Genomic DNA, 14,692 nt, shown 5'->3' on the forward strand with positions numbered 1-14,692 from the left:
TAGCAACCATCTTTTGATGGAACCAGAGTGAGTGCTGAAGCATTCACTCCGGTCGACACAGGCTTGCAATATCCACCGTCTTCATTCTCGCAAAAAGCGTGTTAGTCTCAAATCAATCTTGATTTGAAGTCAACAATGAAAACGTCCACCGATGAACTGCTGGTGTTCGTCACCGTGATCGACAGCGGCTCGATCACGGCGGCGGCCGAAAAGCTGGGACAGACCGTGTCCGGCGTGAGCCGCGCGCTCACGCGCCTGGAAAAGAAACTCGACACCGCGCTGGTGCGGCGCACGACCCGCCGCCTGCACCTGACCGAAGAAGGCGAGGCGTTCCTGCAGCGCGCGCGGGCGATTCTCGACGCGATGGAAGAGGCCGAGGAATCCGTCGCGCGCGGACGCGAGCGGCCGTCGGGGCGCTTGCGGGTCGATGCGGCGTCGCCATTCATGCTCCACTGCGTGGCGCCGCACATGACCGCGTTTTCGGCGCTGTATCCGGAGATTCGTCTTGAACTGACCAGCAACGAACGGATCGTCGATCTGCTCGAACAGAAGGTGGACATTGCGATCCGGATCGGCGCGTTGCAGGACTCGACCTTGCATGCGCGCGCGCTGGGCAGCAGCAAGCTGCGGGTGCTCGCGAGCCCGGCGTATCTGGCCGAATATGGCGAGCCGAAAACGGTGGACGCATTGCGCGCGCATCGGCTGATCGGCTTCACGGCGCCGGAGTATCTGAACCGCTGGCCGCTGCGCGAAGGACGCAAGGACAACGCCGCGTCGCTGAAGATCGAGCCGGCGATCACCGCATCGAGCGGCGAGACGCTGCGGCAACTGGCGCTGTCGGGCTGGGGCATCGCCTGTCTCGCGGACTTCATGACTGCCGCCGACATACGCGACGAGCGCCTCGTGCCGATTCTCGGCAACGTCTTGATCGACGAGCGCCAGCCGGTGAGCGCGGTGTATTACCAGAGTGCGTCGCTGGCGGGGCGCGTGCAGTGCTTTCTGGATTTCATCGCGGCGCGCGTCAAGCTTTAGCGGGGCGTTTCGTCTCGCGTTTTCCTTTTTCTGCTCACGACATAGGCCCGCTGCCCGTACAGGCACGGGCTTTTTTTCGCCGCAGCAGCTCGCAACCTGTGGGTCGCATGTTTCGGCGAGCATGCGGAATGTTTTTGATCGCATGACTCCGCGCGTTATTAACGTGTATATACAACTTAATGGGCAGGACGCGGCAAGCCTCTTCGTTTCAACTGCAGCCCAAACCGGGATTCACGAGACGAACAAGCCTGGCGGGCCTTCATCTAATGGAAAATCCCTAGCCCCGAAGCTCGAAAAACAAGTTGTATATACAAGACCGCCCAGCTAGACTTCTTGAAATTGTATAGACAGGACAACGACACCATGAAACTGACACCCGGCCACCTGACTCTCCCGCAACTGCGCCAGATCGCACGCCAGCATGTCCCGCTGCAACTCGATCCCGCCAGCCACGCCGCCATCGACGCCTGCGCGCAAGCCGTCGCCGACATCGCTGCGAAGGGCGAGCCGGCCTACGGCATCAACACCGGCTTCGGGCGGCTCGCCAGCACGCACATCCCGCACGATCAGCTCGAACTGCTGCAACGCAATCTCGTGCTCTCGCACGCGGTCGGCGTGGGCGAGCCGATGTCGCGTCCGGTCGTGCGTCTGCTGATCGCGCTGAAACTGTCGAGCCTCGGCCGCGGCCACTCGGGCATCCGCCGCGAAGTGATGGAAGCGCTGATCACGCTGTACAACGCCGACGTGCTGCCGGTGATTCCGGTCAAGGGTTCGGTCGGCGCATCGGGCGACCTCGCGCCGCTCGCGCATATGTCGGCGGCGCTGCTCGGCGTCGGCGAAGTGTTCGCGAAGGGCGAGCGCATGCCCGCCACCGAAGGTCTCGCGCTCGTCGGCCTCAAGCCGCTCACGCTGCAAGCGAAGGAGGGCCTCGCGTTGCTCAACGGCACCCAGGCATCGACCGCGCTCGCGCTCTACAACATGTTCGCGATCGAAGACCTGTACCGCACCGCGCTGGTGGCCGGCGCGTTGTCGGTGGATGCGGCAATGGGTTCGGTCAAGCCCTTCGACGCGCGCATTCACGAACTGCGCGGCCATCAAGGTCAGATCGACGCGGCGGCGTCTTATCGCTCGCTGCTGCAAGGCTCGGGTATCAACGTGTCGCACGCCGATTGCGACAAGGTGCAGGACCCGTACAGTTTGCGCTGCCAGCCGCAAGTGATGGGCGCGTGTCTGGACCAGATGCGCCACGCGGCCGACGTGCTGCTGCTCGAAGCCAACGCTGTCTCCGACAATCCGCTGATTTTCCCGGACACCGGCGAAGTGCTGTCGGGCGGCAACTTCCACGCCGAGCCGGTCGCGTTCGCCGCCGACAACCTCGCGCTGGCCGCCGCCGAAATCGGCGCGCTGGCCGAGCGCCGCATCGCGCTCCTGATCGACGCGACGCTGTCGGGCCTGCCGCCGTTCCTCGTCCGCGATGGCGGCGTCAATTCCGGCTTCATGATCGCCCACGTGACGGCCGCTGCGCTTGCGTCGGAAAACAAGACGCTCGCGCATCCGGCCTCGGTCGATTCGCTGCCCACTTCGGCGAACCAGGAAGATCACGTGTCGATGGCCACGTTCGCCGCGCGCAAGCTCGGCGACATCGCGGAGAACACCGCGAACATCCTGTCGATCGAACTGCTCGCCGCCGCGCAAGGCGTCGACCTGCGCGCGCCGCACAAGACCAGCCCGAGCCTGCAGAAGGTGATGGACGCGGTGCGCAAGGACGTCGCGCATTACGAGCTCGATCATTACTTTGCGCCGGACATCGCGGCGGTCACGAAGCTCGTGCAGGACGGCACGATCGCGAAGCTGAGCCCGTTCTCGTTCGTGTCCGAACAGTAAATGTCGAGTACGCGGATCTCGCCAATGAACGCACCGGCTTATCAGGGCATCAAGGACTTCATCCTCGCACGCATTCATGCGGGCGAATGGGCTGAAGGCGATCAGGTGCCCTCCGAAAACGAACTGGCACGCGAGTTCAACGTCGCGCGCATGACGGTCAACCGCGCGCTGCGCGAGTTGACCTCGGAGCAGGTGCTCACGCGCGTGCAGGGTTCGGGCACGTTCGTCGCGCGTCCCAAGTACGAGTCGACGCTGGTGGCGATCCGCAGCATCTCAGATGAAATCGTCGCGCGCGGTCATCGCTATCAGGCGAAGGTACTGCACATCGGCGCGAGCATCGCCGACGAGGCGCTCGCCGAAGAGATGCGGGTGAGCGCGGGCAGTCCGGTGTTTCATTCACGCGTGCTGCATTTCGAAAACGACGAGCCGGTGCAACTCGAAGAGCGCTGGGTCAATCCCGCAGTCGCGCCCGACTACGCGTTGCAGGACTTCACGAACACCACGCCGAACCAGTATCTCGTGCGCGTCGCGCCATTGCAGCGTGTGGAGTACCGGATCGAAGCGCTGGCGGCGGACGCCGGCACGCGCGAACTGTTGACGATGGACGAACTCGAGCCTTGTCTCGTGCTGCATCGGCGCACGTGGTCGCAAAGCCAGGTCGCGTCGATCGCCAATCTGTGGCATCCCGGCAGTCGCTACCGCTTCACCGGCCATTTCTGATGACGCTTTGCCGAATCTTTTGCTGAATCTTTCCTGAACCTCTCCACGCCTTCCGAGGGCCACCATGAACAACCCGAAACACATCGACCCGCGACTCGACCCCACCCGCACGATCCGCGCACCGCGCGGTGCGGAAAAGACCTGCAAGACGTGGATCGCGGAAGCCGCGTACCGGATGATCCAGAATAATCTGGACCCCGAAGTGGCCGAGCATCCGCACGCGCTCGTCGTGTACGGCGGCATTGGCCGCGCGGCGCGCAACTGGGACTGCTTCGATCAGATTCTCGCTTCGCTGAAGGATCTGAACGAAGACGAGACGCTGCTGATTCAATCGGGCAAGCCGGTCGGCGTGTTTCGCACGCATGCGGACGCGCCGCGCGTGCTGCTGGCCAATTCGAACCTGGTGCCGCATTGGGCGACGTGGGAACACTTCCACGAACTCGATCGCAAGGGCCTGATGATGTACGGGCAGATGACCGCGGGCAGCTGGATCTACATCGGCAGCCAGGGCATCGTGCAGGGCACCTACGAGACGTTCTTCTCGGTGGCGAACCAGCATTTCAACGGCGATCCGAAGGGCCGCTGGATTCTGACCGGCGGTCTCGGCGGGATGGGCGGCGCGCAGCCGCTCGCGGCGACGATGGCCGGCTTCTCGATGATCGCCGTCGAGTGCGACGAGACGCGCATCGACTTCCGCCTGAAGACGCGCTATGTCGATAAAAAAGCGAAGACGCTCGACGAAGCGCTCGCGATGCTCGACGCCGCGAAGCAGACCGGCAAGCCGGTGTCGATCGGTCTGCTGGGCAATGCCGCCGACGTGTTCGCCGAATGCGTGGCGCGCGGCATCACGCCGGATTGCGTGACCGACCAGACCAGCGCGCACGACCCGATTCACGGCTACCTGCCGCAAGGCTGGAGCGTGGCAGACTGGCGCGAGCGTCAGAAGACGGCGCCGGACAGCATCGTCACGCCGGCCAAGCAGTCGATGGCCAGGCAGGTGCAAGCGATGCTGACGCTGCAGGAACGCGGCGCGGCCACACTCGACTACGGCAACAACATCCGTCAGATGGCGCTGGAAATGGGCGTAGAAAACGCGTTCGATTTTCCGGGCTTCGTGCCGGCGTATATCCGGCCGCTCTTCTGCGAAGGCAAGGGCCCGTTCCGCTGGGTCGCGCTGTCGGGCGACCCCGAGGACATCTACAAGACCGATGCGAAGGTCAAGGAACTGATCCCCGACGATCCGCATCTGCACAACTGGCTCGACATGGCGCGCGAACGCATTGCCTTCCAGGGCCTGCCCGCGCGGATCTGCTGGGTCGGCGTGAAGGATCGCTATCGTCTGGGCCAGGCGTTCAACGAGATGGTGAAGAACGGCGAGCTGAAGGCGCCGATCGTGATCGGCCGCGATCACCTCGACACCGGTTCGGTGGCAAGCCCGAATCGCGAAACCGAATCGATGAAGGACGGCTCGGACGCAGTCAGCGACTGGCCGCTGCTGAACGCGCTGCTGAACACCGCGGGTGGGGCGTCGTGGGTGTCGCTGCATCATGGCGGCGGCGTCGGCATGGGCTTCAGCCAGCACTCGGGTGTCGTGATCGTCGCGGACGGCAGCGACGCGGCGCACCAGCGCCTGGGCCGCGTGCTGTTCAATGATCCGGCCACCGGCGTAATGCGTCATGCGGACGCCGGCTATGAACTCGCGCAGCAAACCGCGCGCGAGGCGGGTCTCAATCTGCCGATGCTGGGCCGCTGATCGTGTCGGGTGCCGGCAACATGGCAACGCTCACGCTGATTCGCGGCGCCGACCTCTTGGCGGCGCCGTGGAAGAATGGCGGCGGCGTCACGCGGGAAGTGGCGGCGTTTCCGCCGAACGCGGGGCTCAACGATTTCGTGTGGCGCGTGAGCATCGCCGATGTCGCGCAAGCCGGGCCGTTTTCGCGCTTTGCGGGCATCGATCGCACGCTGGTGCTGTTGTCCGGCGCGGGGATGGTGCTTGACGAAATGGACGTCCTCAAAGCGGTGAAATCGCACTCGTTGACGCAAGTACTCGACACCGCGCGCTTCGACGGCGAGGCGCACATCGACGCGCGGCTGACCGACGGCGCGACGCGCGACTTCAACCTGATGGTGCGGCGTGACGCGGCGCAGGGCGAAGTCGACGTGTGGCATGGCCAATGGCAGCAAAGCACGCAGCGTACCTTGTCGGCCGACGTGGCGCTGTTGTTCTGCGCGAGCGGTTCGGTCACGGTCGCACCTGGCGACCTCGAACCGCTGTCGCTCGACGCTGGCGACACGCTGCGCATCGACATGTCGAACGCGCTGCCATGCACGCTCGAAGGCGCGGGCGCAGTGCTCGCGATCAGCATCCGCTATACGCAAAGATGACGACGCTTCGCGTGAGCGCCCAGCCGCTGCACGGCACGCGCACGCGAACCACTACAGACAACGCAACGAGCTGCAACGAGCACGCGATGAAGCAAACCGTCTGGCATCACCTGAAGCTCTGCCCGCAGGGCGACCCTCAACACACGCTCGCCGATGCCGCGATCGCCGTCGAAGACGGCCGCATCGCATGGCTCGGCGCAGCTGCCGAATTACCCGCCCACTACGCTGCATGGCCACGTGAAGATCTGCACGGCGCATGGGTGACGCCGGGCCTTGTCGATTGCCATACGCATCTGGTGTACGGCGGGCAGCGCGCGGACGAATTCGCGCAGCGTCTGGCCGGCGTCAGTTATGAAGAGATCGCGCGGCAGGGCGGCGGGATCGTCTCGACGGTGCGCGCCACGCGCGCCGCGGACGAAGCCACGCTGTTCCGGCAAGCGGCCGCGCGGCTCGAACCGCTGCTGGCCGAAGGCGTGACGGCGATCGAAATCAAATCCGGCTATGGCCTCGATCTCGACAGTGAGCGCAAGATGCTGCGCGTCGCCCGGCAGCTGGGCGAACGCTATCCGGTGACGGTCTACACGACGTTTCTCGGCGCGCACGCGTTGCCGCCGGAATTCGCGGGCCGCGCGGATGCATATATCGACGAAGTCTGCAGCACGATGCTGCCCGCGCTCACCGCTGAAGGCCTGGTCGACGGGGTCGACGTATTCTGCGAGCGCATTGGTTTTTCGCTGGAGCAAAGCGAGCGTGTTTTCGACGCGGCACAACGCTACGCGCTGCCGGTGAAGATGCACGCCGAGCAGTTATCGAACGTCGGCGGCACGGCGCTCGCCGCGCGTCATCGCGCGTTGTCCGCCGATCACCTCGAATTCCTCGACGAAGCCGGCGTCGCCGCGATGAAAGAGGCGGGCACAGTGGCCGTGCTGCTGCCGGGCGCGTACTACTTCATTCGCGAGACGCAATTGCCGCCGCTCGACTTGCTGCGGCGCTACGAAGTGCCGATCGCGATTTCGACCGACAGCAATCCCGGCACGTCGCCCGCCACGTCGTTGCTGCTGATGCTGAACATGGCGAGCACACTGTTCCGTATGACCGTGCCCGAGGTGCTGCAAGGCGTGACGACGCACGCGGCGCGCGCACTCGGCAAAGCGGACACGCACGGCTCACTCCAGCTCGGGCGTGCGGCGGATTTCGCGGTGTGGTCGGTCGATTCGCTGGCCGAGTTGGCTTACTGGATTGGGCGTCCGCTGTGCGCACGAGTCGTGCGTGCGGGCGAGACTGTTTATACGCGCCGTGAACTGAACCAAGACCCGCGCTAAGACCTGAGAGACGACTTAAGCGATGACACAATCGAATCAATCGCTGTTCGCCGAACATGCGTACCTGCCGGATGGCTGGCGCCGCAACGTGCTGCTGGAGTGGAACGCGCACGGCACGCTCACGGCGGTCACGCCGGACACGCCGGCCGCGCCTGCGGGCGTGCGTCAAGCGGCCGGTCCCGTATTGCCTGGCATGCCGAACCTTCATTCGCATGCATTCCAGCGCGCGATGGCCGGCCTCACCGAGTATCGCGCCGTCAGCGGCACAGGCGCCGCCGACAACTTCTGGAGCTGGCGCGACCTGATGTATCGCTTCGCCGCGCGCATCACGCCCGAAGGCCTCGCTAGCGTCGCGCAATGGCTGTACATCGAAATGCTCAAGGCGGGCTATACGTCGGTGTGCGAATTCCACTACGTGCATCACGCGCAGGACGGCGGCCGGTACGCGAATTCGGCGGAGCTTGCGCAACGCGTGGTCGATGCGGCGTCGGCGAGCGGGATCGGCATGACGATGCTCCCGGTTCTGTATCAGTACAGCGGCTTCGGTTCGCGCGCGCCGCGCGACGATCAGCGGCGCTTCATCAATACGCCGGAGAGCCTGCTCGATCTACTCGGCACGCTGCGCGCGGCGCGTCCCGAGAGCGCCGCGCTGCGTTACGGCGTCGCGCCGCATTCGCTGCGCGCGGTCTCGGCGGAGTCGTTGCGCGCGCTGCTGGGCGGCATCGACGCCGATGCGCCCGTGCATATCCATATCGCCGAACAGACCGCCGAAGTCGACGCGTGCGTCGAAACCGAAGGCGCGCGGCCGGTGCAATGGCTGCTGGATCGCTTCGATGTGGACAGCCGCTGGTGCCTCGTGCACGCCACGCATGTCGATGCGAACGAAACGCTGGCGCTTGCGAAGAGCGGCGCGGTGGCCGGCTTGTGCCTGACCACCGAAGCCAATCTCGGTGACGGTATCTTCCCGGCACAGGAATATCTCGATGCGCAAGGGCGCATCGGTGTGGGCTCGGATAGCCATATCGGCGTCGACTGGCGCGCCGAATTGCGGCTGCTCGAATACGGCCAGCGTCTGACCCGCCGGCAGCGCAACGTGCTGGCGGCTGCCCAATCCACGCATGTCGCGGACCGTCTGTTCGACGCCGCGCTCGACGGTGGCGCGCACGCCACCGGCCGCGCGGTCGGCGCATTGCAGGCCGGGCGCCGCGCGGACTGGCTTGTGCTCGACGCCGATCATCCGAGCATCGCCGAGCACGCGCACGAGGCGTGGCTGTCGGGCGTTGTATTCTGCGAGCATGGCGACACGCCGATTCGCGATGTCTACGCGGGCGGCGACAAGGTCGTCGACAACCGCCGGCATCGCGATGAAGAGGGCGCTTACGCGCGCTATCGTACGGCGCTCGCGGAACTGCTCAAATGAGCCCACGTGGCTTGCTGAACCGATCCTTCGATCCCTTCGATTCGGGACTGACATGACTGCACTGAATACTCCGCCGGTTTTCTCGCTGCATCAGGGAAGCCTGCCGTTGCTGATCTCGATCCCGCATCTGGGCACGCAGATCCCCGCCGACATCGCCGCGACGATGACCCCGGTCGCACAACGCACCGACGATTGCGACTGGCATCTGGACCGTCTCTACGGGTTCGCCAAACGGATGGGCGCCTCGATTCTCGCGCCATCCTATGCGCGCTACGTGATCGACCTGAACCGTCCGCCCGATGGTGCCAACCTTTACCCGGGGCAGGACACGACCGGTCTGTTGCCGGTCGACACGTTCGACAAGGAACCCTTGTACCTCGTCGGCCATCTGCCGGACGACGCCGAAATCGCGCGCCGCCGCGACGCATACTGGCAGCCGTATCACGACGCGCTGAGCGGCGAACTCGCGGCGCTCAAGTCGAAGCACGGCAAGGTGCTGCTGTGGGAAGCGCATTCGATCCGCTCGCAAGTGCCGCGTTTCTTCGACGGACGTCTGCCGGATTTCAACTTCGGTACGTCGAATGGCGCGAGCGCGGTGGCGGGTGTGGCCGAGGAACTGGCCGCGCTGGTGGAGCGGCATGGCGGCTATACGGCGGTCGCCAATGGCCGCTTCAAGGGCGGCTACATCACGCGGCAGTACGGGCAGCCCGTGCAAGGCGTGCATGCAGTGCAACTCGAGTTGTCGCAGATCACGTATATGGAAGAGCAACTGCCGTATGCGTATGACGAAACGCTGGCCGCGAAGGTCGAGCCTTTGCTCGAAGCGCTCGTGACGACGGCGTTGGAGCGCGTGAAGGCGGCCTGACTGCGCGCCGCTGGCCGTTCGGGTTGCTTAAAGCGCACGCCACCTGAACGCCCTATAACAGGCCTAGGAAGCACCACCGTCGCTGTCGTTGAATTCTTCGCTTCACCACGCGGTTCACTCATGGGCTTGTCCGCAAGCCCATGAGTGAATCGCGTCGGCTTACACCGCGAAGGTGTAACAGCATGTGTCCGTGATTGTGTGTCGCCGATTTCGCGCGGAACGTAGTGGGCGTCGCACGTGTCTGCGTGCGCCATGTTGCATCAAACTCCGCGTGCCGCAAAAAAAGCCCCGCATGTGCGGGGCTTGCGATGCGTGCCGCGCCCATGGGGCACGGCATCACCACCATTAATGGCAGCGCTTTTCCCAGTGATGATGCACACGCACCTTGTGGCATTCCTGATGATGCTCATAAGCTTGTGCGGGAGCGATCGCGCTCAGGGTAACGACGGCTGCGGCAACGGCGAGAACGATTTTCTTCATTACAAAACCCTTAAGTCAATGTTGTGGAGCTACCGATCCAGCACGGGGCGTGCCGCATCGGCATAGAAGGATGCCACATTGCGCGGATCGAGCGTAGGAACACTGCACGGATCCGTGTGTCAATGCAACATACGGCACGTCGCGAGCGCCGGCAGAGGGGCGCGAGCGCGTGCAAGCGTGTATTTTCGACACATCAGCGCGCGGCTACGCCAACCGGCACGCCGGGATTGCGCGCAATGATGCGAAGCGGCTACCCTTTCAAAACGATGACGTGCGCAAGCGCGCCATCACGTCATCGGGCAAAAGATGGAAGACCCAGCGATGGAAGATTCCGACGAATTGCTGCTGCTCCCGGTCTGGCGAGCGAACCTGGTGCTGCTGACCCGCGAGGTCGGCGCGGCGACCCGTCTCGCGCGCATGATGACCTTCTCCGCGAGTTACCTGAAACTGATGCTGTCCGGTCAGCGAGAATTCAGCGAGGAATTCGTGCGCGGGATCGAAGCGGTCACGGGTTTGCCCGGGGGCTGGATGAACGTGCCGCACTCCGAGCACGACATTCCGCCCAACGCGCGCGAGGCGATCGACAACGAACAGCCGCTCGCGCGCTTTCGCGGCACCGCGCATCCGGTACGCAAGAAGACAGTGCTGCGCCCGCCCGAGCCGATCTTCGGTCAGTCGGGGCCTGCCAGACGCGTCGAGGAAGAGCCGCTCGACGTGGAGGCGCATCGGCGCCAGGTGCACTTTCGCCAGGTCCGCGAGCTGGCGATCCAGGAAGTGCGGCGCTTCGAGCGGCATCTGAGTCACGCGCCGGTGGAATTGTCGTCGATGCGCGCGAAGGTGGAGGAGGTGATCGCCGCGGCCGATCTCGACGATCCGATCCAGGCGGATCTCGCGGGCCGGCTGGAGCAGATCGAGAAACATCGCCATTTGCTGCTCAGGCATGTGGAGCGGCTGCAGGCGCTGCTGGTGCAGCTCGGCGAACAGGACTGACGCGGGCGGCGAGGGGCGGCTTGCCGCAGGGCGGTTCAACCGCTTCGCGGGCGTAAAGCCTCGCCAACCGCTCCGACCGCCCGCCCGATCACCCTCATCGCGCCGCGCACGCGCCCCTGCGCCGCGCATGAAACTCGGCTTCCAGCGTCCACGTCACGCCGTCCGGCGCGAGCGCGACACCGGTCCAGCAGAACGAGTCGCGCGTGATATCGGTGAAATTCCAGCGGATCGGCGTGCCGTCGGCATGTGTGCCGATCTGCACCAGATCGTTGCCGATGCGCCGGCCTCTCAGCTCATCGCGCTGGCCGGTCAGCGGATTGACGTAGGTGACGCGCCACACCCGCAGCGCCGCGTCCCAGATGCGTAACGTGGTGCCGTACATCGCGAGGTCCGCGTCGCCCGCAGCGTCGCCGCCGGCGGAACCGCCGCGCGGCGGCATGATCCATACGTCCTGCACGGCGCGGCCTTCCAGCACCCAGCCGAAATGAATCTCGCCGCGCCGCGGCGCATGCCGCAGATCGACGCGGTAATGCACCACGTCCATGTCCCAGCTGCCGATCAGCCAGCCGTACAGGTCGTCGTCGGCGGCGATGTCGGCGGCGCGCGCGGGCGCGCTCAACGCAGCGAGGAAGCCGCCTGTGAGGTCGGTTTCAAGTCTGTTCATCGTCGATACTCCACGGGCTCTAAGTCGGATCGACATCGACGGCATCGGCCGAACCGCACCCGCCGCCGATGTGCTAAAACCACGATACGGACTCAGCTGAGGTGCATCTTGGGGAAAATTGCCGTCACGTTGCAGCAGGCGCTCGGTTCGCGCGACCGCGACGGCGCGCGCGGCGCCACAAGCGCGCGGTCGCTCGCGCAAGGCGCGGGCTGGGACGCCGCGGATTTGCTTTGCACGTTCGGCCCCCGCGACCAGCCCTTCGAGGAACGGCACACGGGCGTATGCATCGCGATGGTGGTGGCCGGCTCGTTCGACTATCGCGCCGCGCCGGGCCGCGAAGTGCTCACGGCCGGCGCGCTGCTGCTCGGCAACCCGGGCGAGTGCTTCGAGTGTGGGCATCGGCACGGGGCGGGCGACCGCTGCATCGCGTTTCACTACGCGCCGGCTTACTTCGAGCGCCTTGCCGCGGATGCGGGCCTGGCGAGCGGTCAGTTGAATTTGAGGCGCGCGCGCATCCCGCCGCAGCGCAGGTTGGCGCCGCTGATCGCGCGGGCCTGTGCGGGCGCGCAAGCGGATGACGCGAGCGCAACCGTGTGGAATGAGCTGGCCGTCGAGCTGGCTGCCGCGACGCTGCGAGCGGCCGGCGCGCCGATGCGCGCTGCAGCGGCCGCGAGCGGCGCGGCCGGCGCTGTGGCCACGTCGCGCGTCGCGCAGGTCGTGCGCCTGATCGACGACACGCCCGCCGCGCCGCATACGCTGACGAGTCTCGCCGCCGTCGCTGGCTTGAGCGAGTTCTACTTCCTGCGCACGTTCCAGCGCGTGACCGGCGTGACACCGCATCAATACCTGTTGCGCGCCCGCTTGCGGGCTGCGGCGCTGCGCCTGCAGGACGGCGGCGCGAAGATAGTCGATATCGCGCTCGACTGCGGCTTCAACGATCTGTCGAATTTCAATCACGCGTTTCGCGCGGAGTTTGCCGCGAGCCCGCGTGCGTGGCGTGCGCGGGGCAGGGCGCAGCGCTCATGACGGGCAGGGTGGCGTTCGTCGCACTGGCCGCTGCTTTGACGCTAGGCGCACACGCCGCCTTCAGCTTCGCCGACGACGACGCGTCGGCCACCGCCAGCGACGACAGCGCGCCCTCGACGATGGAGCGCGACGTCCACCTGTTCACGATCCAGAAAGACGGCTCGATCGAGGAGCACGACGACACGGTGTTGCGGGCCCACACCACGAGCGGCGTCGACGACATCGCGCAACGCTACGTGTGGTTCAACAAGGACATCGAACAGGTGCAGCTGCTCGCCGCCGAAACGATCGACCCGAACGGCGCCGTCCATCCGGTCGGTCCCGAGGCGATCCGCGACGTGCAGGAGCCGCGCTCGGCCGGCGCGCCGAGTTTCGAGGACGGCGTGTTGCGCACGGTGATCTTCCCCGGCGTGGCGCCCGGCTCGCGCGTGCATCTGGCGTTTCGCAAGACCCGCGCGAAGCCGCTGCAGGCGGGCACCTTCGCGTATCTGGTCGAGCCCACGCGCGAGCCCGTCGAGCAGCAACGGCTGATCTTCGACCTACCCGCCGATGTGCCGCTCTATGCCGACGCGCGCGGCTACGTCGCCGTGCCGCCGGTGACGGCCAACGGGCGCACGCGCTACGAGTTCGACTACCGGCACGGTCCCTATGCGCCGCTCGAAGCGGGCGCGGTCGGCTACGCGAACTGGGGCGATCGGCTGATGGTGTCGACGGTGCCGGACTTCGCGAGCTTCGCCGCGCGCTATCGCGGGGCCGCCGCCGACCCGACGATGGACGACCTCGCGATCGTCCAGCTCGCCCAAAGCCTGACCGCCGGCGCCGCCGATCCGCGCGCGAAGGCGCAGGCGCTATACGACTGGATGCGTCTGAACATCCGCTACGTTGCGCTGTTTCTCGGCGAGACGGCCGCGATCCCGCACAAGGCGATCGACATCCTGCACAACCGCTATGGCGACTGCAAGGATCACGTCGCGCTGTACAGCGCGCTGCTGGCCGCGGTCGGCATCCGCAGCGAGGCGGTGCTGCTCAATCTCGGGCCGTACTACAGCTGGCCGGACGTGCCCGGTTACGGCGCGAGCGCGATCAATCATGCGATTGTCTGGATTCCTGAGTTGTCGCTGTTCGCGGATACGACGGCGGGCGGCATGGCCTTCGGCTATCTGTCGCCCGGCGTGATGGACCGGCCGGTGCTGCTGGTCGGCCAAGGCGTGTTGTCGCGCACGCCGGCCACGCAAGCGCGCGAGCGCACCGCGCGGCTGCAGATCGATATCGATGAAAGCGGCGCGGCGAACTACGCCTACCGCGTCGAGGACGCCGGCTACACGGCCGAGCTGGAACGCAATACGTTTCGGCGCGCGACCCGGCAGCGCGCGCAGCAGATCGCGGCGAATCGTCTCTTGCAGACGGGCTTGCACGGCACCGCGCAATTGAGCACCGACGACGTGTCCGCGACGAGCGGACCCTTCGCCACCTCCACCCAGGGAAGCGTCGCGAACTTCGTGTGGCGCGACGGCACGACGGCGGTGCCGGTGCTGTCGAGCCTGTCCGGCGGCATGGACTCGCAGGTGCAGACGTGGCTCGCCGAGCCGGCGCGGACCCAGCCGTGGGCGTGCATCGGCGGCGAATTCGACGAGACGCTGGAAATGACCCTGCCGCGCTTTGTCCGCATGACCGATTTGCCCACGGATACGGCGCTGCAGGACCGCTTTCTGACGTTCTCTTCGCGCTACGTGTTCGATCCCGCGACGCGGATGTTGCAGGTCAGCCGGCACCTGCGCGCCGCGTTCGGGCATCAGATGTGTTCCGCCAGCGACTTCGCCGACATCAAGGACGACCTCGTGCGGATCGAGCGCGATCTCGACGCGCAGCTGGTGGTCAAAGTCGCGAACACGAAGCCATAGCGA

At 65.8% G+C, this 14,692-nt stretch carries 13 protein-coding genes; 11 read left to right on the top strand and 2 right to left on the bottom strand.

Features of this window, described 5'->3' with window-relative positions:
• The first annotated feature begins 135 nt into the window (after positions 1–135).
• The 8 genes from PQR02_RS13200 (at position 136) to hutG (ending at position 9,628) form a co-directional block, all read left to right on the top strand.
• Positions 136–1,032, top strand: a complete 897-nt coding sequence (locus PQR02_RS13200) for a LysR substrate-binding domain-containing protein (RefSeq protein ID WP_408230895.1) — start codon at positions 136–138, stop codon at positions 1,030–1,032.
• 363 nt (positions 1,033–1,395) lie between these two features.
• Positions 1,396–2,916: a histidine ammonia-lyase gene (gene hutH, locus PQR02_RS13205; protein WP_408230898.1), complete on the top strand. Its 1,521-nt coding sequence runs from the start codon at positions 1,396–1,398 to the stop codon at positions 2,914–2,916.
• A 24-nt stretch (positions 2,917–2,940) separates the two neighbouring features.
• Entirely contained in the window at positions 2,941–3,636 is a 696-nt protein-coding gene (hutC, locus tag PQR02_RS13210; RefSeq protein ID WP_408230901.1) for a histidine utilization transcriptional repressor HutC, read from the top strand.
• 64 nt (positions 3,637–3,700) lie between these two features.
• The gene (hutU, locus tag PQR02_RS13215; protein WP_408230904.1) at positions 3,701–5,389 is read left to right on the top strand and encodes a urocanate hydratase; all 1,689 of its coding nucleotides are present in this window, start codon (positions 3,701–3,703) and stop codon (positions 5,387–5,389) included.
• 20 nt (positions 5,390–5,409) lie between these two features.
• The gene (locus tag PQR02_RS13220; protein ID WP_408230907.1) at positions 5,410–6,021 is read left to right on the top strand and encodes a HutD/Ves family protein; all 612 of its coding nucleotides are present in this window, start codon (positions 5,410–5,412) and stop codon (positions 6,019–6,021) included.
• Positions 6,022–6,107: 86 nt separating this feature from the next.
• Positions 6,108–7,343: an imidazolonepropionase gene (hutI, locus tag PQR02_RS13225; RefSeq protein ID WP_408230910.1), complete on the top strand. Its 1,236-nt coding sequence runs from the start codon at positions 6,108–6,110 to the stop codon at positions 7,341–7,343.
• A 22-nt stretch (positions 7,344–7,365) separates the two neighbouring features.
• A complete protein-coding gene (locus PQR02_RS13230; RefSeq protein WP_408230913.1) occupies positions 7,366–8,763 on the top strand; it encodes a formimidoylglutamate deiminase in 1,398 nt (465 codons plus the stop codon).
• A 52-nt stretch (positions 8,764–8,815) separates the two neighbouring features.
• Entirely contained in the window at positions 8,816–9,628 is an 813-nt protein-coding gene (hutG, locus tag PQR02_RS13235) for an N-formylglutamate deformylase (protein ID WP_408230916.1), read from the top strand.
• Between the two features lie 345 nt (positions 9,629–9,973).
• Here hutG and PQR02_RS13240 read toward each other — a convergent pair whose 3' ends face one another.
• On the bottom strand, positions 9,974–10,108 hold the full coding sequence (locus PQR02_RS13240) for a hypothetical protein (protein ID WP_408230919.1): 135 nt from the start codon (positions 10,106–10,108) through the stop codon (positions 9,974–9,976).
• A 321-nt stretch (positions 10,109–10,429) separates the two neighbouring features.
• Here PQR02_RS13240 and PQR02_RS13245 point away from each other — a divergent pair, with 321 nt between their 5' ends.
• Entirely contained in the window at positions 10,430–11,098 is a 669-nt protein-coding gene (locus tag PQR02_RS13245; RefSeq protein ID WP_408230922.1) for a hypothetical protein, read from the top strand.
• 94 nt (positions 11,099–11,192) lie between these two features.
• Here the strand turns inward: PQR02_RS13245 and PQR02_RS13250 are convergent, their stop codons facing one another.
• Positions 11,193–11,762, bottom strand: coding sequence for a hypothetical protein (locus PQR02_RS13250; RefSeq protein WP_408230925.1), 570 nt, complete (start codon positions 11,760–11,762; stop codon positions 11,193–11,195).
• Between the two features lie 108 nt (positions 11,763–11,870).
• Here PQR02_RS13250 and PQR02_RS13255 point away from each other — a divergent pair, with 108 nt between their 5' ends.
• Entirely contained in the window at positions 11,871–12,788 is a 918-nt protein-coding gene (locus PQR02_RS13255; protein ID WP_408230928.1) for a helix-turn-helix transcriptional regulator, read from the top strand.
• Complete coding sequence (locus tag PQR02_RS13260; protein WP_408230931.1) at positions 12,785–14,689, top strand: DUF3857 domain-containing transglutaminase family protein; 1,905 nt, start codon at positions 12,785–12,787, stop codon at positions 14,687–14,689. Before PQR02_RS13255 ends, PQR02_RS13260 begins: the two co-directional genes overlap by 4 nt.
• The last annotated feature ends 3 nt before the right edge of the window (positions 14,690–14,692 follow it).

Source organism: Paraburkholderia sediminicola (assembly GCF_046026895.1).
GTDB lineage: Bacteria > Pseudomonadota > Gammaproteobacteria > Burkholderiales > Burkholderiaceae > Paraburkholderia > Paraburkholderia sediminicola_C.

Bases quoted from the DNA above. Each gene is read 5' to 3' on its own strand.
- PQR02_RS13200 (WP_408230895.1), top strand. From the start codon at position 136: ATGAAAACGTCCACCGATGAACTGCTGGTGTTCGTCACCGTGATCGAC.
- hutH (WP_408230898.1), top strand. From the start codon at position 1,396: ATGAAACTGACACCCGGCCACCTGACTCTCCCGCAACTGCGCCAGATC.
- hutC (WP_408230901.1), top strand. From the start codon at position 2,941: ATGAACGCACCGGCTTATCAGGGCATCAAGGACTTCATCCTCGCACGC.
- hutU (WP_408230904.1), top strand. From the start codon at position 3,701: ATGAACAACCCGAAACACATCGACCCGCGACTCGACCCCACCCGCACG.
- PQR02_RS13220 (WP_408230907.1), top strand. From the start codon at position 5,410: ATGGCAACGCTCACGCTGATTCGCGGCGCCGACCTCTTGGCGGCGCCG.
- hutI (WP_408230910.1), top strand. From the start codon at position 6,108: ATGAAGCAAACCGTCTGGCATCACCTGAAGCTCTGCCCGCAGGGCGAC.
- PQR02_RS13230 (WP_408230913.1), top strand. From the start codon at position 7,366: ATGACACAATCGAATCAATCGCTGTTCGCCGAACATGCGTACCTGCCG.
- hutG (WP_408230916.1), top strand. From the start codon at position 8,816: ATGACTGCACTGAATACTCCGCCGGTTTTCTCGCTGCATCAGGGAAGC.
- PQR02_RS13240 (WP_408230919.1), bottom strand. From the start codon at position 10,108: ATGAAGAAAATCGTTCTCGCCGTTGCCGCAGCCGTCGTTACCCTGAGC.
- PQR02_RS13245 (WP_408230922.1), top strand. From the start codon at position 10,430: ATGGAAGATTCCGACGAATTGCTGCTGCTCCCGGTCTGGCGAGCGAAC.
- PQR02_RS13250 (WP_408230925.1), bottom strand. From the start codon at position 11,762: ATGAACAGACTTGAAACCGACCTCACAGGCGGCTTCCTCGCTGCGTTG.
- PQR02_RS13260 (WP_408230931.1), top strand. From the start codon at position 12,785: ATGACGGGCAGGGTGGCGTTCGTCGCACTGGCCGCTGCTTTGACGCTA.